The organism is Loktanella fryxellensis (assembly GCF_900110065.1).
Classification (GTDB): Bacteria; Pseudomonadota; Alphaproteobacteria; order Rhodobacterales; family Rhodobacteraceae; genus Loktanella; species Loktanella fryxellensis.
Window position 1 is genome coordinate 65,104 of sequence record NZ_FOCI01000012.1, and the last position, 25,463, is coordinate 90,566.

The following is a 25,463-nucleotide window of genomic DNA, read 5'->3' on the forward strand; positions in this document are numbered from 1 at the left end:
AGAGATCATGTTGGAAATCAAAGGCCTGACGGTCGATCTGCAGGACGAGGACAAGTCGATCCTGAAGGGTGTGGACCTGACCGTTCCCGCCGGTGAGGTGCACGCGATCATGGGCCCGAACGGGTCCGGCAAATCGACGCTGTCCTATGTGCTGTCCGGCAAGGACGGCTACGCGGTCACCGGCGGCACTGCGACACTGAACGGCATCGACCTGCTGGAGATGGAGCCGGAAGAGCGCGCGGCGGCGGGCCTCTTCCTTGCGTTCCAGTATCCGGTCGAGATCCCAGGTGTGGGCAACATGACCTTTCTGCGCACAGCCGTGAACGCACAGCGCAAGGCGCGCGGCGAGGATGAACTCTCTGCCGGCGATTTCCTGAAATCGGTGCGGGCCAAGGCCAAGGACCTGCAGATCGACGCGGACATGCTCAAGCGGCCCGTGAACGTCGGCTTTTCCGGCGGCGAGAAGAAGCGCAACGAGATCCTGCAGATGGCGATGCTGGAACCCAAGATGTGCATTTTGGATGAGACGGACTCGGGTCTGGACGTCGACGCGATGAAACTGGTGGCCGACGGCGTGAACGCCCTGCGCAGCGAAGGTCGGTCGTTCCTGGTCATCACGCATTATCAGCGGCTTCTGGACCATATCAAACCCGACGTCGTGCACATCATGGCGCATGGCCGCATCATCAAGTCCGGCGGGCCGGAACTGGCGCTGGAGGTCGAGAACAACGGTTACGCCGACCTGCTGGCGGAGGAGGCGTGATGGCGCTGGACCAGCGCAGGACCGTGGCGACCGACGCCCGGCTGGCCGCCAGCCTTCCCGCCGGTCCCGCGTGGCTGACCACGGCGCGTCAGGCGGCGGCGGACCGGGTTGCGGCCATGGGTCTGCCGGTGCGGCGCGACGAATACTGGCGCTATACCGATCCCACGACGCTCGTGGCCAGGGACGCGGTGCCTGCCGACCTGCTGGCGGTCGGTGATGATCCTGAGTTCTCAGGCATCGACGCGGTGTGTCTGGTGTTCGTCGATGGCGTCTTCGATGCGACGCAGTCCGACGACCCAAAGCTGGCCGGCGCGACGGTCACGCGATTGGCCGACGCACAGGATGCGGCATGGGCCGATGGCCTGCTCGGCCAGCTCGAGGCGCGGGGCCAGACACCGGTTGCGCGCCCGCTGGCTGCCCTGACCACGGCGATGGCTGCGGACGGCGTGCTGATCCACGTGACGGGGCAGGCGGGTCGTGCGATCCATCTGCGCTATGACCGCCGCGATGCGGCTGCCGATGTGGCGCTGCACCATGTGGTGAAGCTTGAGGCAGGCACCACCCTCACCCTGCTGGAAAGCGGCGCGGGCGCGGCGCGCTTCGCCAGCAACATGGAAGTCGATGTGGCCGACGGTGCCACGTTTCACCATGTCCGCGCGCAGGGCCGCGATCATGGTCGCCGGATGAACACCCACACCTTCACCAGGATCGGGGCTGATGCGACGTTCAAATCCTTCACCCTGTCGGTGAACGGCGCACTGACCCGCAACGACTGCATCATGGAAATCATGGGCGATCACGCCACCGCCCATGTGGCTGGCGCCTCCGTCGGCGATGGCGACGCGTTTCATCACGACGACACCATCTTCATCACCCACGACGCGGTCGGCTGCGAATCCCGTCAGGTGTTCAAGAAGGTGCTGCGCAACGGCGCCGTCGGCGTCTTTCAGGGCAAGATCCTCGTCAAGCACGGCGCGCAGAAGACCGACGGCTACCAGATCAGCCAGTCGCTGCTGCTGGATGGCGACAGCCAGTTTCTGGCCAAGCCTGAGCTGGAGATCTATGCCGACGACGTGGCCTGCTCGCACGGGTCCACCTCCGGTGCCATCGACGAGGATGCGCTGTTCTACCTGCGGTCCCGCGGCGTGCCGCACCGCACGGCGACCACGCTGCTGACCCTGTCGTTCCTCGCCGAAGCCCTGCAGGAAATCGCGGACGAGGCGTTGGCCGACGATCTGCGCGACCGGCTGGCGGGTTGGCTGGACCGCCACGCGCACTGATGGCGGTCACGACCGACATCCTGCGCACGTGGCGCAACCCGCGCCGCGTCATGCGCGACATGCTGGACGACGGCCCGCGCGAGGATCGCGCACTGGGCTATCTGGCGGTGTTTTGCCTGCTGGTGTTCGTCGCGCAATGGCCTCGACTGGCACGACAGGCGGCCGGTTTCGACGTGGCACCGGGGGCAGAGGTGCGCGACCTGTTCCAGACCATGACCTACGAGGTTTTCGCCTGGTTCATGGTGTGGCCGCTGCTGCTCTATGGGCTGGCCGGCATCAGTCATCTGGTGGCCAAGCTGTTCCGGGGTCGCGGCACGTTCTTCGGCGCGCGCCTCGCGCTGTTCTGGTCCCTGCTGGCCAGTGTGCCGCTGCTGCTGATCTATGGCTTGATGGCGGGCTTCCTTGGCCCGGTGGCGGGTACGCATCTGACCGGCGGTCTGTGGGTTGGCGTGTTCGGCTATCTCTGGCTCCAATCGCTGAGAGAGGCGGAATCATGACCATCGGGACATTCATCACCGGATCGCTGCGCGACCCTGCGGGTGCTGCGGCCTATCTGCGGGGGCTGGCCCTCGACCGTGGCACGATCCTCAGCCTGATGGCGCTCATCACGATCCTGTCGGTGCTGATCCTCATGGCGGGTGTCTGGCTGTCGCCGGCAGAGGCCGCGATGTTCGTGGCCTCGCCGTTCTCGCTGACGATCCTGCTCGGTGGATCGCTCATCATGTTGGTCCTCGCCGTGCATCTGGGGGGCCGTCTGCTTGGCGGGTCGGGGCGCATCGAACAGGCGGTGCTGCTGATCGTATGGTGGCAGGCGATGGCGCTGGTCATTCAGGTGATCCAGACCGTGCTGCTGCTGATCCTGCCCGTGCTATCGTCGCTGGCGGCCATCGCCGGTCTGGTCTGGCTGGTGTTCGCCCTGCTTCACCTTGTCAACGTGCTTCACGCCTTCAATTCGTTATGGAAGGCGTTGGGCACCGTCATCATCGGCGTGTTCACCGTATCCCTTGGTCTTGGCCTGCTGCTGGCGCTGATCGGCGTCAGTGTCGGAGGAGTCGTCTGATGTTCGATGTCGAAGCGATCCGCGCGCAGTTCCCGATCCTGCACCGTCAGGTGAACGGCAAGCCACTGGTCTATCTGGACAATGGCGCCTCCGCCCAAAAGCCGCGCGTGGTGATCGACGCCATGACGCAGATGTACGAGCACGAATATGCCAACGTGCACCGTGGCTTGCACTACCTTTCGAATGTCGCGACCGACCATTATGAGGGCGTGCGCGGCAAGGTTGCCCGCTTTGTGAATGCAGGCTCCGAGGATGACATCATCCTGAACTCCGGCACGACCGAAGGCATCAACATGGTCAGCTACGGCTGGGCCGCGCCGCGGCTGCAGGCGGGTGACGAGATCGTGCTGAGCATTCTTGAGCATCACGCCAACATCGTGCCGTGGCATTTCCTGCGCGAACGGCAGGGTGTTGTGCTGAAATGGGTCGACTGCGCCGCTGACGGCAGCCTTGATCCGCAGGCGATGATCGACGCGATCGGGCCACGCACGAAGCTGGTGGCGGTCACGCACATGTCCAACGTGCTGGGCACGCTGGTCGATGTGAAGGCGATCTGTGCCGTGGCGCGCGCAAAGGGCGTGCCCGTGCTTGTCGACGGCAGTCAGGCGGCCGTCCACATGGCCGTCGATGTGCAGGACATCGGCTGCGATTTCTATGCGGTGACGGGCCATAAGCTCTATGGTCCCAGCGGGTCCGGCGCGATCTATGTCCATCCCGACCGCATGAGCGAGATGCGCCCCTTTCTGGGCGGCGGCGACATGATCCGCGACGTGACCCGCGACGCCGTCACCTATAACGACGCACCGATGAAGTTCGAGGCGGGCACCCCCGGCATCGTGCAGACCGTGGGCCTTGGCGTGGCGCTGGACTGGATGATGGGCGTCGGGATGGACAACATCGCGGCGCATGAAGCGGGTTTGCGCGATTATGCGCAGGGTCGTCTGGCGGGCCTGAACTGGTTGCAGGTGCAGGGCAACGCGCCGGGCAAGGGCGCGATCTTCAGCTTCACCCTCGACGGGCCCGCCCATGCCCACGACATCAGCACCGTGCTGGACAAGAAGGGCGTGGCCGTTCGCGCCGGGTCCCATTGCGCCATGCCCCTGATGGATCATCTGGGGCTGACGGCGACCTGCCGCGCGTCCTTTGCCGCCTACAACACTAAGGCCGAGGTCGATTCCCTGATCGACGCGCTGGACCTGTGCCACGAGCTTTTCAGCTGATGGCGAAGGCGTGGTGACGATCAGTCGATCGTCACGTGGCGCTGGCTGAACCGCGACTTGCGCAGGTCGGACCCCATCAGCACCAGCGGCTTGCTGAGGCCGCCATAGGCGCGCGGTTCGGAAATTCGGTGAAATCCGTAGAGGCGTTCGTAGAACGGGATGCGGTCCAGAGAGACTGCGGCGACGCTGTAATGGACATCGTTCGCCTTGGCGTGGTTGGCATAGATCCGCAGCGTCTGCCGCGCGACGGCCAGTCGCATCGGCCCCAGATCCGGCGCCACGGCGAACCGCGCCCCGTCGATCAGCTTCAACCCAGAGGCGATCTTGGGCATCAGGATGTCGGCAAACGCGGCCATCGTCGCAGAGGCATGATGACTGTCGTCGAGGATATGCAAACGTATCGTGCCCACGGTCCGGTCATCATACCGGACCCGGTGGACCTGTGCATTCGCATGATGGTCGTATTCGTCCAGAAAACAATTGTCCGGGCGCGGTGCGATCAGGCCATCCGCCAAATAGCAGCGATAGCGGAATGCGCCGACATCGTGCAAATCGTCTGCAGTTACGGCGCGGCCGACGTTGAAACGGCGCGTCAACATCAGGATACCCGCGTCGAAAGTTTCGGAAACAGAAAGCCGGTGTGGTTGCGATAGCTGACGTAATCGTCACCATGGCGGCTCGTCATCAGGGACTTCTCCTCGCGGATCGCCGAGTAGATATAGACGAACAGAAGCGTGGCAAACACGATGACCGATACCAGATGCATGGTGCCGATCGCACAGGCCATCCAGAACAGGATGTAGGACACATAGAACGGGTGACGCACGTATTGCCACGGACCCGACTTTACGATGCCGTCGATTTGCAATTCGTTAGCGAAGGCCAGCGACAGTTTGCGATTCCGACTGTGACGCGCGGCCCAGAGAAACAGGGCGAAGGCGGCGGCGATCAAGATGAGGACCAACGGCAGGTATTGCAGGGTCCACAAAAAGGCGAATGCCATGAATGCGGAGATTCCGATCAGCGACAGCACCGAAATCATCATCATGCCGACCGGATACTTGCCCGGTGCAAAATGTTGTTTGGTTGCTGCGGCGATCATCACGAAATAGGCGAACCCGGCGATGCCGGCGACGAAGGCGAATACTGTGGTCACAGCAAGGAGCTCTTTCTGGACGATTCTCTGATTGTCCTGCAGGCGATGGCGCGCGTTTGGTCGTTGGTTTCGTGCGACCGGTACACGGTTTCGTGTGTCTTGTCGCAATTGTCGATAATTCAACCTTAGGGCTGGTTTTTCGGCCTATCAAGCAACAATCGTGCGCGCCGTCCGATGATGCTCCATTCTCTCGCGCACAACGTGAACGCCTGTTTTTCGGGCGGTGCTGCGACGGAATTATGCAGTCAGCAAATTGAAACGTCACCGGGTACGAACAGGTGCATGCGCGACCCCCAGTTGGGCCATGAAATCAGTATCGCAGATCGACCACGCGGCCTGTCGATCATGTCGCCGGCCGCATGATCCGATGATGAGGGAGTTTGGTGCACCCGACTGGATTCGAACCAGTGACCTCTGCCTTCGGAGGGCAGCGCTCTATCCAGCTGAGCTACGGGTGCCGTGTCGCGGTCTATATCCGGGCGACCATCGCCCCGCAACGGCTAAACGGACGTTCGACCGTCAGATGACGCATGGCGTGGTAGGCCCGGCAGGATTTGAACCCGCAACCAAGGCGTTATGAGCGCCCTGCTCTAACCGTTGAGCTACAGGCCCACGCTGTTGACGGGATACCGCAGGCGGGGCTGCGGTCAAGCCCCTTGCGCGGGTGTCACCACGTGATCGGTTGACCGCCGAGGAGCTGGTTCAGGACGGCGATCATCTCACGCTCCTGCGCGGTGATGATGTCGGGGTTCCCGTCGAGGTCGGCCATGGCGACGATGTCCGCGTGACTGGGCGGGCCCGGCACCATTGCGCCGTTGCTGACCTGCACGTCGTCCGGCACCTGCATCCAGTCCCCGTCAAGCACGACGTCGGGTGTCGTCAAAGCCATGTGCCCGGTCTGTGCCGTGGCGCAGATCGGAAGCAGCAAAAGGAGGGGGGCGATCACGCGTTTCATCATGCCAGTCTAACGCGCGCCGCCCTGAAAGGTTGCATCCTGTTGGGCGGAAGATCGCGCATGGGTTCGACATGTTGCGCCGTTGCACCAAGGAAGCGCTTGGGGTATCGCGCGATCACGCAAATGGCGCCGCACAGGGGACTTTTCAGATGACAGCCAACGGACTGACCTATGCCGCCGCAGGCGTCGACATCGATGCGGGCAACGCCCTGGTCGAGCGGATCAAGCCCGCGGCGAGGCGCACCCAGCGAGCCGGCACGATGGCAGGCCTCGGCGGCTTCGGCGCGCTTTTTGATCTCAAGGCGGCGGGCTATACCGATCCGATCCTCGTCGCCGCGACCGATGGTGTGGGCACCAAGCTGCGCATCGCCATCGACACGGGGCATGTGGACACGATCGGCATCGACCTCGTGGCGATGTGCGTGAACGATCTGGTGTGCCAAGGGGCCGAGCCGCTGTTCTTCCTCGACTACTTTGCCACCGGCAAGCTGGAACTGGACGCCGCGACCCGCATCATCGAAGGCATCGCCGCAGGTTGTGCTGCCTCCGGCTGTGCGTTGATCGGCGGCGAGACGGCCGAGATGCCTGGCATGTATCACGGCGGCGACTTCGACCTTGCGGGCTTTGCCGTGGGCGCGATGGAACGTGGCGCCGACCTGCCGCAGGGCGTGGTTGCTGGCGACGTGCTGCTGGGGCTGGCCAGCGACGGCGTGCATTCCAACGGCTATTCGCTGGTGCGCCGCATCGTGGAGGCTGCGGGTCTTTCGTGGACCGATCCCGCGCCCTTCGCCGACGGCCCGCTGGGGGCGGCACTGCTGACGCCGACGCGGCTCTATGTGAAACCGGCGCTGGCCGCCGTGCGCTCCGGTGGCGTGCATGCGCTGGCGCATATCACCGGCGGCGGTCTGACGGAAAACCTGCCCCGCGTGCTGCCCGATGATCTGGGCTGTGAAATCGACCTTGGCGCATGGCCACTGCCGCCCGTGTTTGCGTGGATGTCGCAGGTGGGCCAGATCGCGGCGCCGGAAATGCTCAAGACCTTCAACGCCGGTATCGGCATGGTGCTGGTAGTGGCCGCCGACCGGGCCGACGATCTGGCCGCCGATCTGACGGCGTCGGGCGAGACGGTTTACCAGGTCGGGCGCGTGGCACCGGAGGCAGGGGTCCGTTACACCGGCACGCTTGCGTGATCCGCGTCGGCATCCTGATTTCCGGCGGCGGATCGAACATGGTGACCCTCGCCCGTGATATGACAGGCGATCATCCGGGGCGGGCAAAACTGGTGATCGCCAACGATCCCGGCGCCGGTGGCCTGCTGAAGGCGAACGCCCTGCGCATCCCCACGGCCGTCGTCGATCACCGCGACCACCCCAAGGATCGCGCGGGGTTCGAAGATGCGCTGCAGGTGCTGCTGGACGAGGCGCGGATCGAGGTGGTGGCGCTGGCCGGGTTCATGCGCATCCTGACGCCCGCCTTCACCGCCCGCTGGGAAGGCCGGATGCTGAACATCCACCCGTCGCTTTTGCCGAAATACAAGGGCCTGCACACCCACCAGCGTGCGCTGGACGCCGGCAACACGGTGCATGGCTGCACCGTGCACGCGGTGACCGCCGATCTGGACGACGGGCCGATCCTGGGGCAGGCGCGCATGACGGTGCACCCCGGCGACACCGCACAGACGCTGGCCGACCGCCTGCTGCCGCTGGAACATCGCCTTTATCCGCTGGTGCTGCGGCGGTATCTGTCCGGCGACCGGACACCGGTGATGCTCGATGCCACGGACCCGATCCCCGCCGCGGGTTTTCAAGGGGATGCGGATGGCCTATCACGAACCTTGCGCGATCCCGCGACGTGACCAGACCCCGAGCAGACAGGCCCCTCATGCAGACCATTACCACGACAGAGGCGCTGGCCGCCTTCTGCACAGAGGCGGCCACCAAGCCCTATGTCACAGTGGACACAGAGTTCCTGCGCGAGCGGACCTATTACGCCAAGCTTTGCCTGGTGCAACTGGCGTGGCAGGACGCGGGCACGAGCGATGCGGTCGTCGTCGATCCGCTGGCGGATGGCATCTCTCTCGAGCCGCTGTACGCGCTGTTCCGCGATCCCGGCGTCATCAAGGTGTTCCACGCAGCGCGGCAGGATCTGGAGATCTTCTGGGTCGACGCGCAGCTGATCCCCAGTCCCCTGTTCGACACGCAGGTCGCGGCGATGGTCTGCGGGTTCGGCGATCAGGCCGGCTACGAGACGCTGGTGCGCAAGATCTGCAAGGCCGAGGTGGACAAGTCCAGCCGTTTCACCGACTGGTCGCGCCGCCCTCTGACCGAGGCGCAGAAGGTTTATGCGGTGGGCGACGTGACCTATCTGCGCGACATCTACGAATACCTGCGCGACCGGTTGCGCAGCAGCAAGCGCGAGAAGTGGGTGCTGGAGGAGATGGCCGTCCTGAACGATCCCGCCACCTATCAGACCGATCCCGATACGGCGTGGGAAAAGGTGCGCACGCGGACGAATTCTTCCCGCTTCCTTGGCATCGTTCAGGAGCTTGCGCGCTTTCGCGAGGAATACGCCCAGCGCCACGATGTGCCGCGCAGCCGCGTGTTCAAGGACGATGCACTTGTGGAACTCGCCAGCACGAAACCCGCCACGGAGGCGGATCTGAACCAGTCGCGCCTGCTGCTGCGCGAGGCGCGGCGCGGCGACATCGCCGAAGGCATCCTCAAGGCGGTGAAGGACGGTCTCGCGCTGCCCAACGACAGGCTGCCGAAACCCGATCTCAGCCGCGAGAAGCTGCAGGTGAACCCGGCGATCGCGGACATGCTGCGCGTCCTGCTCAAGGCCAAGGCCGATCAGGAGGATGTGGCGCAGAAGCTGATCGCCTCCGCCGCCGATCTGGACCTGCTCGCGGCCGGCCAGCGCGACATCCCCGCCCTCAGGGGCTGGCGGCACGAGGTCTTCGGTCGCGACGCCGTGCTGCTGACGCAGGGCAAGGTGGCGCTCGCCGTCGATGGACAGCGCGTCGTGACGGTACCGCGCTAGCGGGCACATGCCGCAGACCCCGCCGGTGGACACCGGCGGCCAGCGCCCCTAGATGCGGGACATAACCCGGTGGAGGGCACGCCATGGCAACCGCAGCATTCGAAGAGATCGCCGAAACGTTCGACTTCCTCGACGACTGGGAGGATCGATATCGTCACGTGATCGAGATGGGCAAGACGATGCCGCCGCTTGACGACGCCTTCAAGGTGGATGCGACCCGCGTGGATGGCTGCGCAAGCCAGGTCTGGCTGGTGGCAGGGCCGGATGACGACGTGTTCCACGTCCGTGGCGACAGCGATGCGATGATCGTCAAGGGGTTGGTCGCGATCCTCGCCGCCCTTTACGACGGCGTACCGGTGACCGACGTGGCGCGCATCGACGCGCATGCGGAGCTGGCGCGCCTTGGGTTGAGCGACCATCTGTCGGCGCAACGCTCGAACGGCGTGCGCGCCATGGTCGACCGGATCAGGACCGTCGCCGCCGTTCAGGGGTGATGTGCGGCGCCGGGCCTGGTTTCAGGAAAGCCCATGCGCGCGGATGTCGCGGCGTCAGCGGACCTGCCGGATCAGGACGGTCAGGATCAGCAGGACCGCGCTCAGCGCAGGCAACAGCGCCAGCGCGCCGGACTGCTGCGCCAGCCAGACGGTGGCACCTGACAGCACGATGATCGCGCCGATCAGGCACAGGAAAGGTCCGATCCGCATGCTGTTCCTCCTTTACCCCAGACCTGACTAAGACCCGCAGCCACATCCTGTCCAGTATCGATTCGGGTTTCGTCAAACCAGATCAGCATGCGGCCAGCGCTTTTGGCGTGGCGACCGTGGGTTGTGCATGTTTCCGCTTTGTTCCATCATGCCGGGATGACGGACAAGGCCCCACCCTCCTTTCGCACGCCCGGCCGCGGGGCGGTCGGCAACCCGGACATCCGCTTCGACCGGCTGGCCCGCCGGTTTGAGGACGACGGCTGGTCGCAGCCGGACGCGGACCTGACCGATCTGCCGGTCCTGCGGACGCAGGTCCGCGAAGAGGTGCCGCGCACGGTCATCACGCGCAACACCTCGCCGGATCTGTCGTTCGACCGGTCGGTCAATCCCTATCGCGGGTGCGAACATGGCTGCATCTATTGCTATGCCCGGCCCAGCCACGCGTATCTGGGTCTGTCGCCGGGCCTCGACTTCGAGACGCAGTTGATCGCGCGGCCTGACGCGCCGGCGGTGCTGGCGCAGGAACTGGGCGCGCGCGGTTACGTGCCGGCGACCATCGCCATCGGCACCAACACCGATCCCTATCAACCGATCGAGCGGGAGCGGCGGATCATGCGCGGGCTGCTGCAGGTGCTGTCGGACCACCACCATCCGGTCGCGATCATCACCAAGGGCGCGTTGATCGCCCGCGACATCGACCTGCTCGCCCCGATGGCAGCACAGGGGCTGGTGCGCGTCGGCATCTCGCTGACGACACTCGATCCTGCCACGTCGCGGGCGATGGAGCCGCGTGTGCCGCTACCGGCGGCCCGTCTGCGCACGATGCGTCAGCTCAGCGACGCAGGCATCCCCGTGCGGGTCATGGTGGCCCCCGTCGTGCCGGCGCTCACCGACCACGAGCTGGAGGCGATCCTCGACGCCGCCGCCGCCGCAGGCGCGGTCGCCGCCTCCTGCACCGTGCTGCGCCTGCCGCGCGAGGTGGCGGGGCTGTTCCGCGACTGGCTGAGCGCTGCCTATCCCGACCGGGCGGCGCGGATCATGGGCCGGGTGAGAGAGTTGCACGGCGGTCGTGACTACGACCCGGCGTTCGGTCAGCGGATGACCGGGCAGGGGGTCTGGGCCGGTCTGCTCCAGCAGCGGTTCCGACTGGCTGCACGCCGCCTCGGGCTCGACCGCCGCCTGGTGCCCCTGCGCACGGATCTGTTCGCGGTGCCGCCGCGCGCGGGGGATCAGCTGCCGTTGTTCTGACGGGCCAAGCAGCGACTGCGGTTGCACCGTCACCATGCTGTCAGCGGGTCCGTGCGTGCCCGGCGGCGTGCCCGTTATTGCCGCACGGACCACGCAACCGGCCAGTACCGATACCCGTGCGCTGATCCGGTCGAACAGCCGCGCCACGGGCCGCTGCACTGCCCACAGGATCGCCAATGCCGACCAGATCAGCGCAAGCGGGTCAGGGGCCGCAAGGTAGATCGGTTGCCATGTCGGATCGAAACCGCGCTTGAACTGCTGCAATCCGTCGTGGCGGCGACCGACCCCGCCGCAGGGTCCGGTCGTGGCCACCGTGGCGGCCAGGTCCATCCGCCGGATGCCCGCCTGCGCTGCGACAGCGATGGCCGCGGCAACGGCTGCCTGCACCTCGCCCGCCGGCAGGCGGTCGTCGTAACGGATCAGGTCTTGGCACCGGTCCTGTTGCCCGGTCATGACGCCGACGTAACCCCGCAAGACGCCGTCGGAGTAGATGCTGAAGACGGCCTGATCGTCCATCGCACCGGGCACCGCGCGGCCCATCGAAAAGCCCCGCGCGCGGCCGTGCGCGCGCGCCCGTGCGCCGGCGATCAGGGCCATGTCGCGGGCGTGTTCGCCGTTGCAGATCGGTGCGATATGGACACCGGCGGCGGCGGCCTGTCGCGCCTTGCGCCACAGGCCTGCGCAGGCGGGCGTGTCCCAGCGCCATGTGACGGGGTCGAAGGTGGCGCCCGTGGCGACGTGCACCACCGACCGGTCGATCCGCCGCGGGGCGGCAACGGACCTTGCGTCGCATTTGCAGCGCGCCACCCGCGCCAGCGGTGGCGGCACCTGTCCGATCACGGCCCCGATGATCACGCGGCTGGACAGCGCACGACCCACGAGGGCGTCACTGTCACCGTCGTGCCGAACGCTGGCGGCCTGACGTTGCAGCGCCAACAGCGCCGGGGTGGCCCGCATCGGCCCCGGCGTATGGCGCGCGGGCAGCGGCCGCGCCAGCACAACGCTGTGCAAGGCCACCGCACCGGGCAGGATCGCGGTGATCAGGCGGAACGCCAGCTGCGCGGGCAAGAGCACCTCTGCGGGGGCCGGCAGTCCCGACAGCACGACCACGTCGAAGGCCCCCCCCATCGGCATGTGGCTGGCCGCCCCCGCACCCCGTGCCAGCACCGCAACCGCCAGCACCAGTCCAGTCGGCAGGTCAGCCGGTGCCAGCACGACAAAGACGCCTGCCGTGCACACGCGGTCCATCGCCGACCATCCCATGGCTGGACCACCGCTGCGCACGACATGTCCGCAGCGCGGCAGGCGGCGGCCCGCCGCGACGGCCATGCCGCCCGTGACCGCGATCCGTGCTGCGGCGCAGACGGATGGCAGGTCCGTCGGGACCTGTCCGCTCTGTGCGATCCACCGCACCGCCGGGCATGCGATCAGTGTCCAGACCACGGCTATTCCCGACGCGGACAGCGCCGTCAGGCGGGCGACATCCTGCGCGCCGCACGCGCCGTGCAGCATCCGCCACCGCACCACACCGGCGACAAGAGGGTCGGTGCGCCGCAGCTCTGCCCGAGCACCAGCGCCACGCGCCCCGTCCTGCGCGCGATATGCGCGGGGATCTCGATGTGCGACAGCTGCCGGCATGCTCGTTCGGCATGTCCTGCGGCCATCACGGCGCCCGCCAGCAGCAGGGTGGCACAAATCCAGCGACAGACAGCGATCCCGCTCTGGCCGCGCGGGGCGGTGAGGCCTGCGTCGGGCGGCAGCGACCATGCGCCCCAGATCAGTACCCCCGTTCCCGCACAGACCGCCACCAGGCCCGCGCGGCGGCGCAAACGGTCGGATGCGCCGCCGCGCGGGACGCGCCGCGTGCGGCCATGTCAATCCCAAGGTCGCCCGTGCCACACTGGATCGCTAGGCGGCGTCAGAGCCGGCTTTCGCACGCTGCGACATGGCGGCTCCCTCGGGGGTCATCGCGGCCATGCCTATGGCATGTCGCATGAAAGGGACGTAAGCGGCGGTGCGGTCCCAATGACGCTCCGCGCCATGACCGTACGCGCGACGCGGGCCGGACGCCCTGCCACAGGCGACGCGTAGGGCGCGCCTGCCGGACTCCACCGCTTGCCCGCCCGTGGGGCTTGGCGTAAGAGGCAGCACGCGGCGGCCTGCCCACGGGCCGCCCCCCAGACGCGAGGCAACCGATGGCACGCCGGAAACTGATCTACGAAGGCAAGGCGAAGATCCTGTACGAAGGGCCTGAGCCGGGAACGTATGTCCAGTATTTCAAGGATGACGCCACCGCTGGCAACGGCGCCAAGAAGGACGTGATCGAAGGCAAGGGCGTGCTGAACAACCGCATGTCCGAGTTCTTCATGGTGGGCCTCGGCAACATCGGCATCCCCACGCATTTCATCCGTCGCCTCAACATGCGCGAACAGCTGATCCGCCAGGTCGAGATCATCCCGCTGGAAGTGATCGTGCGCAACTTTGCCGCCGGGTCCATGGCCAAGCGCCTGGGCATGGAGGAGGGCGCGACCCTGCCGCGTCCGATCGTCGAGTTCTCCTACAAGGACGACAAGCTGGGCGACCCGTTGGTGCCCGAGGAATACATCATCGCCTTCGGCTGGGCGAGCCAGCAGGACATGGACGATATCGTCAGCATGGCGCTGCGGGTGAACGATTTCCTGTCAGGCACCATGTACGGCGTCGGCATCAAGCTGGTGGATTTCAAGATCGAGATCGGCCGCATCTGGGACAACGAGTTCCCGCGCCTCGTCGTCGCCGACGAGATCAGCCCCGACTGCTGCCGCCTGTGGGACGTCGAGACGGGCCAGAAGCTGGACAAGGACGTGTTCCGTCAGGATCTGGGCAGCCTGTCGGATGCCTATACAGAGGTCGCGCGCCGCCTGGGCGTCCTGCCGAGCAACGTCACCCACCGGCCCAAGCCCACGCTGATCAACTGAGAGGTATCCCGCCATGAAGGCCAATGTTCATGTGATGCTGAAGGATGGCGTGCTTGATCCGCAGGGCGAGGCGATCCGCCACGCCTTGGGGTCGATGGGGCACACGGGCGTCAACGGCGTGCGTCAGGGCAAGGTCATCGCCCTCGATCTGGCGGACGGCACCAGCGAGGACCAGATCCGCGCCATGTGCGAAGGCCTGTTGGCCAACACCGTGATCGAAAGCTACCGGATCGAGGTGCTCTGATGCGCGCGGCGGTCATCGTCTTTCCGGGATCGAACTGCGACCGCGACATGGCCGTGGCGCTGCGCGCCGCTGGCGCCGATGTCACGATGGTCTGGCACAAGGACGCCGAGATCGGGAATGTCGATCTGGTGGCGGTGCCCGGTGGCTTTTCCTTTGGCGACTACCTGCGCTGCGGGGCGATCGCCGCGCAGTCGCCGGTCTGCGGTGCCTTGCGACGGCATGTGGACCGGGGCGGCTATGCGCTGGGTGTCTGCAACGGCTTTCAGGTGCTGACCGAAACCGGCCTGCTGCCCGGTGCCTTGATGCGCAACGCGGGGCTAAAGTTCGTGTGTCGCAGCGTAGCCCTGACGGTGGCCACGGCGGACAGCGCCTTTACCCGGGGCTATGCCGCGGGCGAGAGCATCGCCCTGCCTGTGGCCCATCACGACGGGGCCTATACCGCCGACGATGCCACGCTGGCGCATCTGCGCGACACCGACCTGATCGCCTTTACCTATGGCAGCAACTTCAACGGCAGCCGCGCCGATATCGCCGGTGTCCTGTCGGAGAACCGCCGCGTCCTTGGCATGATGCCCCACCCGGAACGGGCCGTCGATGCGGCGACCGGCAGCACGGCGGGTGTCGCGCTGTTCCAGGGCCTCGTGCGGCAACTCGCCGACGCTTGAGCCATTGCTTGCCGGAACGGGACGGCCGCCTTATCTGGTGGGAATGAAGGCGGCACGGATCAGGGCACGGCGCGGACAGGGACGGTGGTGGCTGCGGTTTGGCGTCATCGTCGTGCTGCTGCTGGCTGCCGCCACGATCTATGTGACGAACCTGCTGCTGACAGAGCGGTTCACCGAGACGACGCGCAACCGCGCCGAAGTGCGCCTGACCCTTTACGTCGCCAACCTGATGAGCGAATTGCAGCGCAATTCCATCGTGCCGCAACTGCTGGCGCGCGATCCGGAACTGGCCGACGCGCTCGCCACCGACAACTTCGCATTGTCCACGCAGCGTCTGCTGTCCTTCGTCGACGAAATCGGTGCGGCCTCGCTGATGTTGCTGGACCGCGACGGGCGCGTCGTCGGCGCGACCGACCGGACCCGTCTGGGCGAAGCGCACCGCGCCGATGCGGCCTTTGTCGAGGCGCTGCGCAGCAACAGGACCGTGTTTACCCAAAGCCTGACCGAACAGGGCGGATCGGGATTCGTCTATTCCCGGCGGATCGACATCAACGGCACGCCGCAGGGCGTCATCTATGTCGCCGTGGATCTGGCCAAGCTGGAGCGCGGCTGGGCCGGGGTGTCGGACGCGGTCTATGTCACCAACAGCGAAGGCACCATCATCCTGAGCACCGAGCCCCGGTGGCGGGGTCTGCCGGAGGCGGAGGCGCTGCGCGTGCAGACACCGCCGACCGCGATCGAGATGGCGTTGCGGGCGACGCAGGACTGGGCCGCCCTGCCCATCGACGCCTATCTGCGCGGCGAGGCGGTCCTGCGCCGCGAGGCCCGCGTCCCGTTCCAGGGCTGGAAGATGGTCAGTTTCACCGCCTATTCGTCGGTGCGCGAACAGGTGAACGGCGTGCTGGCGCTCGAGGTGATGGGATTCGCCATTCTCCTGGCGTTGATGTTCTGGGTCGCATCGCGCACCGCAACCACGCGCATGGCCGTCCTGACACGCGAGTCGGTCGAACTGCGCGCCCTGAACGCCGCCCTGCAACGCGAGATTGCGGCGCGCAAGCAGGTGGAGCGCAACCTCCAGGTCGCGGAACAGACCATGGCGCAAACCTCCAAGCTGGCGGCGCTGGGAGAGATGTCGGCGGCTGTCAGCCACGAGCTCAACCAGCCGCTGGCGGCGATGAAGACCTATCTGGCCGGCGCGCGCCTGTTGCTGCAGCGCAAGCGGCCGGAAGAGACCCTGTCGTCGTTCCAGCGCATCGATGACCTGATCGACCGGATGGGTGCGATCACGCGCCAGCTCAAGAGTTATGCCCGCAAGGGGACCGAGGCCTTCGAGACGGTCGATACCCGTGCGGCCGTGTCGTCGGCGCTGGCCATGATGGAACCGCAGCTCAAGACGCGTCACGTCGAGATCAGCCGCACGCTGCCGGGCGAGCCTGCGCTGATCTATGGCGACCGGCTGCGGCTGGAGCAGGTCATCATCAACCTGCTGCGCAACGCCATCGACGCGACCAAGACCGTGACGGAACCCCGGATCGACATCATCCTCGCCGTGGGCGACACGGTGACCCTGACCGTGCGCGACAACGGCGACGGGATCGACGACCTCGACCAGTTGTTCGAGCCGTTCTACACCACCAAACAACCCGGTGATGGCGTGGGCCTGGGTCTGGCGATCTCCTCTGGAATCGTGAATGATCTGGGGGGCCGCATGACCGCCCGCAATGGCGCCGAGGGTGGCGCCGTCTTCGAGGTGCAGCTTCCGCATCTCAGATCCGCGGCACAGGCCGCGGAATAAGGCATTGCGCAGCGAAAGCTGCAGAAGAAGGACAGACCACGATGACAAAAGCCATGAAGATCGCGATCGTCGACGACGAGAAGGACATGCGGCAGTCGATCAGCCAGTGGCTGGCGCTCTCCGGGTTCGAGACCGAGGCCTTTGCCAGCGCCGAAGAAGCGCTGCGGATCGTGGGACCGGATTTCGCGGGCATCGTCGTCAGCGACATCAGGATGCCCGGCATGGACGGGATGCAGTTCCTGAAAAAGCTGCGCGGCGTCGATTCGGCGCTGCCCGTCATCATGATCACCGGCCATGGCGACGTGCCGATGGCCGTCGAGGCGATGCGGATCGGGGCGTTCGACTTTCTGGAAAAGCCATTCAATCCTGACCGCATGACGGAATTGGCGAAGAAGGCCTGCCACGCCCGCAGGCTGACGCTCGATAACCGCGCGCTGCGCCGCGAGCTGTCGGACGGATCGGCGCTGATCCAGAAGCTGATGGGGCAGAGCGTCCCGATGGAGCGGCTGAAGGAGGATATCCTCGATCTGGGGCAGGCCGATGGTCACGTGCTGATCGAGGGTGAGACGGGCACCGGCAAGACGCTGGTGGCCCATGCACTGCATGCGGTGGGGGCGCGCGCGACCAAGAAGTTCGTCCTGATCTCGTGTTCCGCCTATGACGAGGCGACGCTGACCCGCCGCCTGTTCGGCCCCGCCGACGAGGACGAGCCGATCCCCGCGATGGAGGAGGCGCGCGGCGGCACGCTGGTGCTGGAGGATATCGAAAGCCTGTCACAGACCCTGCAGGCCCGTCTGCTGACGGCGATCAACGATCAGGGCACACCGGCGGAAACACGGATCGTGGCCATCTGCAACCTGCAGGAACAGGACAAGACCTGCGAAAGCGTGCTGAGACCGGATTTGTATTACCGGATCAGTGCCTTGCGGATCGTCGTTCCACCACTGCGTCAACGCGGCGAAGACATCCTGACCCTGTTTACCCGCCTGTCCGATCAGTTCGCCGACGAATACGGCTGCGACGCGCCGCAGGTCAGCGCACAAGAGGCCGCGCAACTGCTGCAGGCACCGTGGCCCGGCAATGTGCGGCAACTGATCAACGTGGCCGAACGCGCCGTGCTGCAGAACCGGCGCGGCACCGGGTCCATCGCATCGCTGCTGATGGCCGACAACGACGACAGCCGCCCTGCGATGACCACCGAAGGCAAGCCGCTGAAGGAGTTTGTCGAGGCGTTCGAGCGCATGTTGATCGACAACACCATGCGGCGCCACAAGGGCAGCATCACCGCCGTGATGGAGGAGTTGTGCCTGCCGCGCCGGACGCTGAACGAAAAGATGGCGAAATACACCCTCAGCCGGTCCGACTATCTGTAACGGACCCCACAGGGGGTGGACCTTGCACAGTTTGTGATTGTCACCGCACGACGTTACACCCTATGTAGGGGGTACGGGCGGTTGGTATGACGATATGCGCAAAGGCCCGGTGAGATTCTCTGCGTCGGACCACCCGCGGCCAACCGCCGTCGGTGCCACGCGGCTGAGTGGATCGGCAACGATCCTGAGGACGCCCTTGGTCGATACGTGCAACATCGTGACCGGGCACATGAACAGGCCCGTGTCCGCACGGGTCAGACAAGGACCGCGATGCAGCGCGCGCAACCACATGGCCTGACGATGGACGCCCCCAGGGGTGTCGTCGTGGCCCGCGCGCCGCTTGCCCTGATCAGACATGACAGCCGCACGACAGCACCCCCCGGGGACTGTCGCCCGCGTCATGCGAATGGATACAATGACAAAGAAAATGCTGATCGACGCCACCCATGCGGAAGAAACCCGCGTCGTCGTGGTGGACGGAAACAAGGTTGAAGACTTCGACTTCGAGAGCCAGTTCAAGCGCCAGCTGGCCGGGAACATCTATCTCGCGAAGGTGACGCGGGTCGAGCCGTCGCTGCAGGCGGCGTTCGTGGACTACGGTGGCAACCGCCACGGGTTCCTCGCGTTTGCCGAAATCCACCCCGATTATTACCAGATCCCCATCGCCGACCGTCAGGCCCTGATCGCCGAGGAAAAGGCCTATGCGGCCAGCCAGCGCGCCGATGACGAGGACGAAGACGGTGACGCGGAGGACGGTGCCTCTGGCCGCGACGGCAAGCCGCGCGTGCGCCGCACCCGGCGCAGCAGCCGCACCGCCGCCGAAGCCCGCAGCGCCGATCCGGTCACCGCCCGCGACGTGGCGGGGATGGAGACCATCGACCTCGACGACGAGGACGCGGACGACGATGCAGACGCACCGGAGGTTCTGGATCACACGCCGATCCTGCACGACCGCGACGCTGATACGGTGCAGGACGAGGCCGCCGATGCGGGCGACCGCGACGCCGCCGACCGCGACGACGAGATCGAGCGCGTGGACAGCGCCGACGACAGCGACGACGTGCGCCCCGCGCGCAAGCCGCGTCCCAAGCGCTACAAGATCCAGGAGGTCGTGAAGGTCCGCCAGATCATGCTGGTGCAGGTCGTCAAGGAAGAGCGTGGCAACAAGGGTGCCGCTCTGACCACCTACCTGTCGCTGGCGGGCCGCTATTGCGTGCTGATGCCGAACACGGCCCGTGGTGGCGGCATCAGCCGCAAGATCACCAACGCCGCCGACCGCAAGAAGCTGAAGGAGATCGCGAACGAGATGCTGGTGCCCGAAGGTGCCGGTCTGATCGTGCGCACCGCAGGTTCTCAGCGCACGAAGGGCGAGATCAAGCGCGACTACGAATACCTGCAGCGCATGTGGGAGACGATCCGTGAGACAACGCTGAAATCCATCGCCCCCGCCAAGATCTACGAGGAAGGCGACCTGATCAAACGGACGATCCGCGACCTCTATTCCAAGGAGATTGACGAAGTGATCGTGGCCGGTGCGGACGGGTTCCGCAACGCCAAGGACTTCATGCGGATGATCATGCCGTCGCATGCCAAACTGGTAAAGCAGTACGCCGAACAGATGCCGCTCTTTGCGCGCTATCAGGTCGAAAGCTATCTTGCGGGCATGTTCAACCCGACGGTGCAGCTGCCGTCCGGCGGGTACATCGTCATCAACGTGACCGAGGCGCTTGTCGCCATCGACGTGAACTCCGGTCGGGCCACCAAGGAAGGCTCGATCGAACAGACCGCGCTCAAGACCAACCTGGAGGCCGCCGACGAGGTGGCGCGTCAGGCGCGTCTGCGTGACCTGGCAGGGTTGATCGTGATCGACTTCATCGACATGGACGAACGCCGCAACAACGTGGCGGTGGAAAAGCGGTTCAAGGACGCGCTGCGCTTTGACCGTGCCCGCATCCAGGTGGGCCGGATCAGCGGCTTCGGCCTGCTCGAGATGTCGCGCCAGCGTCTGCGCCCCGGCATGCTCGAGGCGACGACGCAGCCTTGCCCGCATTGCCATGGCACGGGCCTGTTGCGGTCTGACGACAACGTGGTGCTCAACATCCTGCGCCAGATCGAGGAAGAGGGCGTCCGTGCCCGGTCCAAGGAGGTGCTGGTCCGCGCCCCCGTGGGCATCGCCAACGTCCTGATGAACGGCAAGCGTGAGCACATCGCCGGGATCGAAGTGCGCTACGGCATGTCCGTGCGCGTCGAATGCGACGTGACGCTGGTGTCGCCGGACTTTGCCATCGACAAGTTCAAGACCGCGACCCGCGTGGTGCCCGATGCGCAGCCGTTCTTGGCCCCGCCGATGGACCCGCGCGATCTGGCCGACGAGGACGTGTTCGACGAGATCGAGATCGACGTCGAGGATGCGCCGGAAGACGATGTGGCGGAGGAGGCAGCGCCCGCGGCCGCACCGCGGGCCCGCGTGGCAGCCGAAGGTGCAGAAGCCGACGACCAGCCGCGCAAGAAGCGGCGTCGCCGGCGGCGGCGGAAAGGCGGTCAGGGCGGCGATCAGCTGGACCAGACCGAAGCGCAGGGCGACGATCAGGATGACGATCATTCCGATGATCAGGCAGACGATGCCGACGCGCCCGTGGATGACGCGGTCGTTGCCGCGCCGATCGTGGACGATGCGGCCCCGGTCGAAAAGCCCCGCCGGACCCGGTCGCGCAGCCGCACGCCCAAAGGCGATGCAACGGCGGTGACGGCCGATGCCGCACCGGCGGATGTCGCTGCCGAAACCGCCGACCCAGATGCTGCACCCAAGCCGCGCACCCGGACCCGGCGCAAGCCTGCCGCAGCGGAGGCGCTGACGGACGACGCAGACACCGCGGCCGTCGATGCGCCGGCCCCCAAGGCCCGCCGGACCCGCACCCGCAAACCAGCGACCGAAGTCGTGACGGACGCGGTTGAAAGTGCCGTGGAGGCCGTGAGTGGTGCGGTGGCAGCGATCCTGCCGTCCGCGACAGAAACGGTGGATGCCAAGGCCGACGCGCCGACCGCTGACCCGATCGCGGCACCGACAGCGGCCGCGCGCGTTGCAGCCGCACCGGAGGTCAAGTCGGCCACGGCGGCCGATGTGGCGGTTGCGGACGACACGGGTGACAAGCCCAAGAAGCGTGGTTGGTGGTCGCTCGGTCGCTAAGAGCCGCAACTCACGTCACAAAGGGCGGACTTTCGGGTCCGCCCTTTTGCGTTTCCGATGCGGGGTTCGTCAGCCCTTGCGGATGACATAGACCTGCGCCGGACCATCGACGTCCATCGCCAGCAGGGCATGACCCGCCTGCGCGCAGAAATGCGGCAGATCGACGATCGCGGCGGGATCGTCCGCCCGGACCCGCAGCACCTGACCGCTCTGCAACGCCTGCAGCCGCTTGCGCGCCTTCAGCACGGGCAGGGGGCACAGCAGGCCCGTCACGTCGATCTCGGCATCATGATCCATGCGGCATGGCTAGGCAGGCTGCGACGCTTTGTAAACGCCCTCGTGACGCATGCCCCCGTGACCCGGCCCCCCCGATGGCCTAGTGGTATGCGACCAGACCGGAGCGCCCATGTTCGAAACCATGTCCCTGCTGGATGCCAGCCTGCTGCCCGCCATGGCCATCGCCCTTCTGGCGGGGCTGCTGTCGTTCCTGTCGCCCTGCGTGCTGCCCATCGTGCCGCCCTATCTGGCCTACATGGGCGGCGTCAGCGTCAGCGACATGGACACGACCGCCGCCGCGCGCCGCCGCGTCATGCTGGCCGCGCTGATGTTCGTGCTGGGTCTGTCCACGGTGTTCCTGCTGCTCGGGCTCGCCTTTTCGACGCTGGGCCGGGCGCTGCTGCAATGGCAGGGTTGGTTCGTGCCCATCGCGGGGGTCGTCGTGATGATCTTCGGTGCGCATTTCGTCGGCGTGTTCCGGTTGGGGTTCCTCGACCGCGAGGCGCGTCTGGACGCGGGCGACACCGGCGGCGGGGCGTTCGGCGCCTATGTGCTGGGCCTCGCCTTCGCGTTTGGCTGGACCCCCTGCCTCGGCCCCATCCTCGGTACCATTCTCGGCCTTGCAGCGACCGAAGGCGACGTGGGACGCGGCACCCTGCTGCTTGCCGTCTATGCGCTGGGGCTGGGGCTGCCGTTCCTTGCCGTCGCGGCCTTCTTTCCCCGGCTCAAGGGGCCCATGGCGTGGATGAAACGGCACATGGCCCGGATCGAGCGGACCTCCGGCCTGCTGCTGTGGACGGTGGGGCTGATGATGGTGACCGGGCAGTTCACCAGTTTCAGCTTTTGGTTGCTGGAACGCTTCCCTGCCTTCGGCGCGATCGGCTAGGGGCTTAATTTCGCCGCCATGCCGTGACAGGGTTGGCGCATGGATGCAGGCGATGACACGGTGGTGGTGCGGCGCAGACGGGTGTTCTACATCCCCGGCTACGACCCGTTCCATCCGCGCCGCTACCGCGAACTCTATCGCACCGAAGGTACCGCACAGGCCGCGATCAGCGGTTTCAGCCTCGCGCTGAAACCCAAGCCGCGCGGCAAGACCTATGGCTGGCTGGTGGACGCGGTGATCGAAGGGCAGGCGGTGCAGGCGGATGTCGACGTGCTGGTCTGGTCCGACATCGTGCGCGACAGCATGTCCCGGTCGATCCCCGCCACCTATGCGCAACTGCTGCGCACCGCATGGACCTATATCGGCAGCGGTGCGCTGCTGCGGCTGATGCGACTGCGCAAGGGGCCGGTGATCGCGGCGCTTTATCCTGTGGGGATGCTGCTGGCACAGCTTGTGGCGGCGGTCCTGCTGGGCCTGCTGGTGGTGACGCTTGCCGGGCTGATCCCTGTCGCTGGCGCGCTGGCATCGGCCGTCGCCGCGGCGGGCTGGGGCGCGGGTGTCGCTGTGGCGGTGGCCGTCCTGCGCTGGTTCAAGCGCCGCGACGGCAAGCTCTACGCCCATTACCTGATGCACGACTACGCCTTTTCCGCCCGCTGGAACGGCGCCAATCCCCCGGCGCTGGAGGCGCGGATGACCGCGTTCGGCGACCGCATCGCCGCCGCCCTTGCCAGCGACGTGGACGAGGTGCTGGTGGTCGGCCATTCGTCCGGCGCGCATCTGGGCGTTTCGATCCTGGCCGATCTGCACAGGGCGGGACGCGTGCCGCAACAGGGGCCGCAGCTGTCCTTCCTGTCACTGGGACAGGTGGTGCCGATGATGTCTTTTCTGCCCGACGCCAAGCGGTTGCGCCGCGATCTTCATGCGCTTTCCACCACCGACATGGCGTGGGTCGACATCACCGCCCCTGGCGACGGCTGCGCCTTCGCGCTCTGCGATCCCGTCGCGGTATCCGGTGTCGCACCCCCCGACGCCCGCTGGCCGCTGGTGATTTCCGCGGCCTTCACGCAGACCCTCTCGCCCGAACGGTGGACGGCGCTGCGATGGAAGTTCCTCCGTTTGCATTTCCAGTATCTCTGCGCCTTCGACCGCCCCCGCGACTACGACTATTTCCGCGTCACCGCCGGGCCGCTGACCTTGGGCTATCGCTACCGCGACCGCGCGCCTTCCGCCTCGCGCATCGCAACACCCACCTCGGGTCATGTGGACATGGGCGCGTGATCCCTGCGAAACCGCCTGCGCGGCCCGACAAGGTGTCGCTGCTGCAGTATCTGCGGCTGTTCCGTGCGGATATCCTGTCGGCGCAGCCCGCGCGCCTCTACCGCGCGTGGATGGCCGAATTCCGCACGCCGTTCTTTCGCAGTTACATGATCAACGACCCCGAACTGGTACGGCTGGTGCTGCAAGACCGCCCAGACGATTTCCCCAAATCCGACCGGATCGGTGCAGGGCTCCGCCCGCTGTTGGGCAATTCCGTATTCCTCACCAACGGAGAGGTCTGGAAGCGGCAGCGCCGCATCATCGACCCCGCCTTCGCCGGTGGCCGCCTGCGCGACACCTATCCTGCGATCCACGCGGCAGGGGTGGCGGCGGTCGCGCGCATGGCGCCACTGGCCGACGGCACCCCCCGCGACATCGAGCCGGAGACGAGCCACGCCGCCGCCGATGTGATCTTTCGCACGCTGTTTTCCCTGCCGATCGAGGACCGGTTGGCCGCAGACGTCTTCGACGCCTTCCGCACCTATCAGCGCACGCAGCCGATCCTGAACCTCGCGGCCTTAATCCCCGGCCCATCCTGGATGCCGCGTTTCTTTCGCCGCGACACGCGGGCGACGGCGCGGCTGATCCGGCGCCTGATCACGCAACTGACCACAGCACGGCTGGCACAGATCGCCGGCGGCACCGCGCCCGACGATCTGGCGACCAAGATCATGACCACCGCCGATCCCGTCACCGGCCAGACCTTCGGGGTCGAGGAGATGGTCGATCAGGTCGCAATCTTCTTCCTTGCGGGGCACGAGACGAGTGCGGCGGCGCTGGCGTGGACGCTGTATCTGCTGGCGCTGCATCCCGACTGGCAGGACCGGCTGGCGACCGAGGCTGCGGCATGGGACGGGCAGTTTGCCGGCCTGTCCACCTTGCGCGCCACCCGCGACGTGTTCCGCGAAAGCCTGCGCCTCTATCCCCCCGTGCCGATGATGGTGCGCGAGACGCAAAAGCCTGAGATTTTTCGCAAGCGCAGTGTGAAGGTCGGCGCGCAAGTCGTTCTGTCGCCTTGGCATCTGCACCGGCAGGAGCGGATCTGGGACAACCCCGATGCCTTCGATCCCGGCCGCTGGCAGACCGACAATGGCAAGACCGGCCAGCGCACCGCCTATATCCCGTTCTCGGCGGGGCCACGGGTCTGTACCGGCGCCGGGTTCGCGATGATCGAAGGCGTGGTGCTGCTGGCGCAGATGATGGCCGCCTACCGTTTCGAACTGGTGCCCGACCGGCCCCCCGTGCCCGTGGCGCATCTGACGGTGCGCACCGCCCACGGCATGTGGTTGCGGATCACGCCGCGGCATCCACCGCAGACGCCTTAACCAGGTGTTCAGG

At 66.4% G+C, this 25,463-nt stretch carries 24 protein-coding genes, 2 tRNA genes and 1 pseudogene; 19 read left to right on the forward strand and 8 right to left on the reverse strand.

Annotated features, from left to right (window positions below; translation table 11 throughout):
- Nucleotides 1-7 precede the first annotated feature (7 nt).
- From sufC to BMX16_RS10610, 5 genes are read left to right on the forward strand one after another with little or no spacing between them, the layout of a single operon-like run.
- The gene (gene sufC / locus BMX16_RS10590) at nt 8-763 is read left to right on the forward strand and encodes a Fe-S cluster assembly ATPase SufC (RefSeq protein ID WP_089902925.1); all 756 of its coding nucleotides are present in this window, start codon (nt 8-10) and stop codon (nt 761-763) included.
- Entirely contained in the window at nt 763-2,043 is a 1,281-nt protein-coding gene (locus tag BMX16_RS10595; RefSeq protein WP_089902928.1) for a SufB/SufD family protein, read from the forward strand. Before sufC ends, BMX16_RS10595 begins: the two co-directional genes overlap by 1 nt.
- Nucleotides 2,019-2,540, forward strand: a complete 522-nt coding sequence (locus tag BMX16_RS10600) for a YIP1 family protein (RefSeq protein WP_342707817.1) — start codon at nt 2,019-2,021, stop codon at nt 2,538-2,540. The genes BMX16_RS10595 and BMX16_RS10600 overlap by 25 nt, the downstream gene beginning before the upstream one ends.
- Nucleotides 2,537-3,103 (forward strand): YIP1 family protein, encoded by a 567-nt coding sequence (locus BMX16_RS10605; RefSeq protein ID WP_089902934.1) that lies wholly within the window; start codon nt 2,537-2,539, stop codon nt 3,101-3,103. The genes BMX16_RS10600 and BMX16_RS10605 overlap by 4 nt, the downstream gene beginning before the upstream one ends.
- Nucleotides 3,103-4,323, forward strand: coding sequence for a cysteine desulfurase (locus tag BMX16_RS10610; RefSeq protein ID WP_089902936.1), 1,221 nt, complete (start codon nt 3,103-3,105; stop codon nt 4,321-4,323). Before BMX16_RS10605 ends, BMX16_RS10610 begins: the two co-directional genes overlap by 1 nt.
- 20 nt (nt 4,324-4,343) lie before the next feature.
- Here the strand turns inward: BMX16_RS10610 and BMX16_RS10615 are convergent, their stop codons facing one another.
- From BMX16_RS10615 to BMX16_RS10635, 5 genes are all read right to left on the reverse strand, one after another.
- On the reverse strand, nt 4,344-4,922 hold the full coding sequence (locus tag BMX16_RS10615; RefSeq protein ID WP_089902939.1) for an N-acyl amino acid synthase FeeM domain-containing protein: 579 nt from the start codon (nt 4,920-4,922) through the stop codon (nt 4,344-4,346).
- Complete coding sequence (locus BMX16_RS10620; RefSeq protein WP_089902941.1) at nt 4,922-5,479, reverse strand: methyltransferase family protein; 558 nt, start codon at nt 5,477-5,479, stop codon at nt 4,922-4,924. The genes BMX16_RS10615 and BMX16_RS10620 overlap by 1 nt, the downstream gene beginning before the upstream one ends.
- Before the next feature lie 381 nt (nt 5,480-5,860).
- Nucleotides 5,861-5,937, reverse strand: a tRNA-Arg gene (locus BMX16_RS10625).
- Nucleotides 5,938-6,015: 78 nt separating this feature from the next.
- Nucleotides 6,016-6,091 (reverse strand) — tRNA-Ile (locus BMX16_RS10630).
- 55 nt (nt 6,092-6,146) lie between these two features.
- Nucleotides 6,147-6,425, reverse strand: a complete 279-nt coding sequence (locus BMX16_RS10635; protein ID WP_143058015.1) for a hypothetical protein — start codon at nt 6,423-6,425, stop codon at nt 6,147-6,149.
- Between the two features lie 158 nt (nt 6,426-6,583).
- Between BMX16_RS10635 and purM the strand changes: the two genes are divergently transcribed.
- The 4 genes from purM to BMX16_RS10655 all read left to right on the forward strand — a co-directional run bounded on the left by purM (nt 6,584) and on the right by BMX16_RS10655 (nt 9,967).
- On the forward strand, nt 6,584-7,624 hold the full coding sequence (gene purM / locus BMX16_RS10640) for a phosphoribosylformylglycinamidine cyclo-ligase (protein ID WP_089902947.1): 1,041 nt from the start codon (nt 6,584-6,586) through the stop codon (nt 7,622-7,624).
- Nucleotides 7,621-8,289, forward strand: coding sequence for a phosphoribosylglycinamide formyltransferase (gene purN / locus BMX16_RS10645; RefSeq protein ID WP_089902950.1), 669 nt, complete (start codon nt 7,621-7,623; stop codon nt 8,287-8,289). Before purM ends, purN begins: the two co-directional genes overlap by 4 nt.
- 26 nt (nt 8,290-8,315) lie before the next feature.
- The gene (gene rnd, locus BMX16_RS10650; RefSeq protein ID WP_089902952.1) at nt 8,316-9,473 is read left to right on the forward strand and encodes a ribonuclease D; all 1,158 of its coding nucleotides are present in this window, start codon (nt 8,316-8,318) and stop codon (nt 9,471-9,473) included.
- Between the two features lie 83 nt (nt 9,474-9,556).
- Nucleotides 9,557-9,967 (forward strand): SufE family protein, encoded by a 411-nt coding sequence (locus BMX16_RS10655; RefSeq protein ID WP_089902954.1) that lies wholly within the window; start codon nt 9,557-9,559, stop codon nt 9,965-9,967.
- Nucleotides 9,968-10,021: 54 nt separating this feature from the next.
- On the opposite strand, the gene BMX16_RS17620 is transcribed toward BMX16_RS10655, so the two are convergent.
- The gene (locus BMX16_RS17620; protein ID WP_177174634.1) at nt 10,022-10,177 is read right to left on the reverse strand and encodes a hypothetical protein; all 156 of its coding nucleotides are present in this window, start codon (nt 10,175-10,177) and stop codon (nt 10,022-10,024) included.
- Nucleotides 10,178-10,333: 156 nt separating this feature from the next.
- On the opposite strand from BMX16_RS17620, the gene BMX16_RS10660 reads away from it, so the two are divergent.
- Nucleotides 10,334-11,425 (forward strand): PA0069 family radical SAM protein, encoded by a 1,092-nt coding sequence (locus BMX16_RS10660; RefSeq protein ID WP_089902957.1) that lies wholly within the window; start codon nt 10,334-10,336, stop codon nt 11,423-11,425.
- A 222-nt stretch (nt 11,426-11,647) separates the two neighbouring features.
- Here the strand turns inward: BMX16_RS10660 and BMX16_RS18295 are convergent.
- Nucleotides 11,648-13,192: pseudogene (locus tag BMX16_RS18295) on the reverse strand (phosphatidylglycerol lysyltransferase domain-containing protein); the annotation flags it as partial.
- A gap of 428 nt (nt 13,193-13,620) precedes the next feature.
- Between BMX16_RS18295 and purC the strand changes: the two are divergent.
- The 6 genes from purC (at nt 13,621) to BMX16_RS10695 (ending at nt 21,646) form a co-directional block, all read left to right on the forward strand.
- Entirely contained in the window at nt 13,621-14,382 is a 762-nt protein-coding gene (gene purC, locus BMX16_RS10670) for a phosphoribosylaminoimidazolesuccinocarboxamide synthase (RefSeq protein WP_089902963.1), read from the forward strand.
- A 13-nt stretch (nt 14,383-14,395) separates the two neighbouring features.
- Entirely contained in the window at nt 14,396-14,626 is a 231-nt protein-coding gene (purS, locus tag BMX16_RS10675) for a phosphoribosylformylglycinamidine synthase subunit PurS (RefSeq protein ID WP_089902966.1), read from the forward strand.
- Nucleotides 14,626-15,291 (forward strand): phosphoribosylformylglycinamidine synthase subunit PurQ, encoded by a 666-nt coding sequence (gene purQ / locus BMX16_RS10680; protein ID WP_089902969.1) that lies wholly within the window; start codon nt 14,626-14,628, stop codon nt 15,289-15,291. Before purS ends, purQ begins: the two co-directional genes overlap by 1 nt.
- A gap of 43 nt (nt 15,292-15,334) precedes the next feature.
- Complete coding sequence (locus BMX16_RS10685) at nt 15,335-17,086, forward strand: sensor histidine kinase (RefSeq protein WP_089902972.1); 1,752 nt, start codon at nt 15,335-15,337, stop codon at nt 17,084-17,086.
- A gap of 41 nt (nt 17,087-17,127) precedes the next feature.
- Nucleotides 17,128-18,459, forward strand: coding sequence for a sigma-54-dependent transcriptional regulator (locus BMX16_RS10690; RefSeq protein ID WP_089902975.1), 1,332 nt, complete (start codon nt 17,128-17,130; stop codon nt 18,457-18,459).
- 415 nt (nt 18,460-18,874) lie between these two features.
- A complete protein-coding gene (locus BMX16_RS10695) occupies nt 18,875-21,646 on the forward strand; it encodes an Rne/Rng family ribonuclease (RefSeq protein ID WP_089902978.1) in 2,772 nt (923 codons plus the stop codon).
- A gap of 69 nt (nt 21,647-21,715) precedes the next feature.
- Here BMX16_RS10695 and BMX16_RS10700 read toward each other — a convergent pair whose 3' ends face one another.
- Nucleotides 21,716-21,943, reverse strand: a complete 228-nt coding sequence (locus BMX16_RS10700) for a sulfurtransferase TusA family protein (protein ID WP_089902981.1) — start codon at nt 21,941-21,943, stop codon at nt 21,716-21,718.
- A 109-nt stretch (nt 21,944-22,052) separates the two neighbouring features.
- Between BMX16_RS10700 and BMX16_RS10705 the strand changes: the two genes are divergently transcribed.
- The 3 genes from BMX16_RS10705 to BMX16_RS10710 are packed head-to-tail and all read left to right on the forward strand — an operon-like array spanning nt 22,053 to nt 25,450.
- The gene (locus tag BMX16_RS10705) at nt 22,053-22,808 is read left to right on the forward strand and encodes a cytochrome c biogenesis CcdA family protein (RefSeq protein WP_089902984.1); all 756 of its coding nucleotides are present in this window, start codon (nt 22,053-22,055) and stop codon (nt 22,806-22,808) included.
- 39 nt (nt 22,809-22,847) lie between these two features.
- Nucleotides 22,848-24,086 (forward strand): hypothetical protein, encoded by a 1,239-nt coding sequence (locus BMX16_RS17970; protein WP_245731482.1) that lies wholly within the window; start codon nt 22,848-22,850, stop codon nt 24,084-24,086.
- The gene (locus BMX16_RS10710; protein ID WP_245731483.1) at nt 24,083-25,450 is read left to right on the forward strand and encodes a cytochrome P450; all 1,368 of its coding nucleotides are present in this window, start codon (nt 24,083-24,085) and stop codon (nt 25,448-25,450) included. The genes BMX16_RS17970 and BMX16_RS10710 overlap by 4 nt, the downstream gene beginning before the upstream one ends.
- Nucleotides 25,451-25,463: the final 13 nt, after the last annotated feature.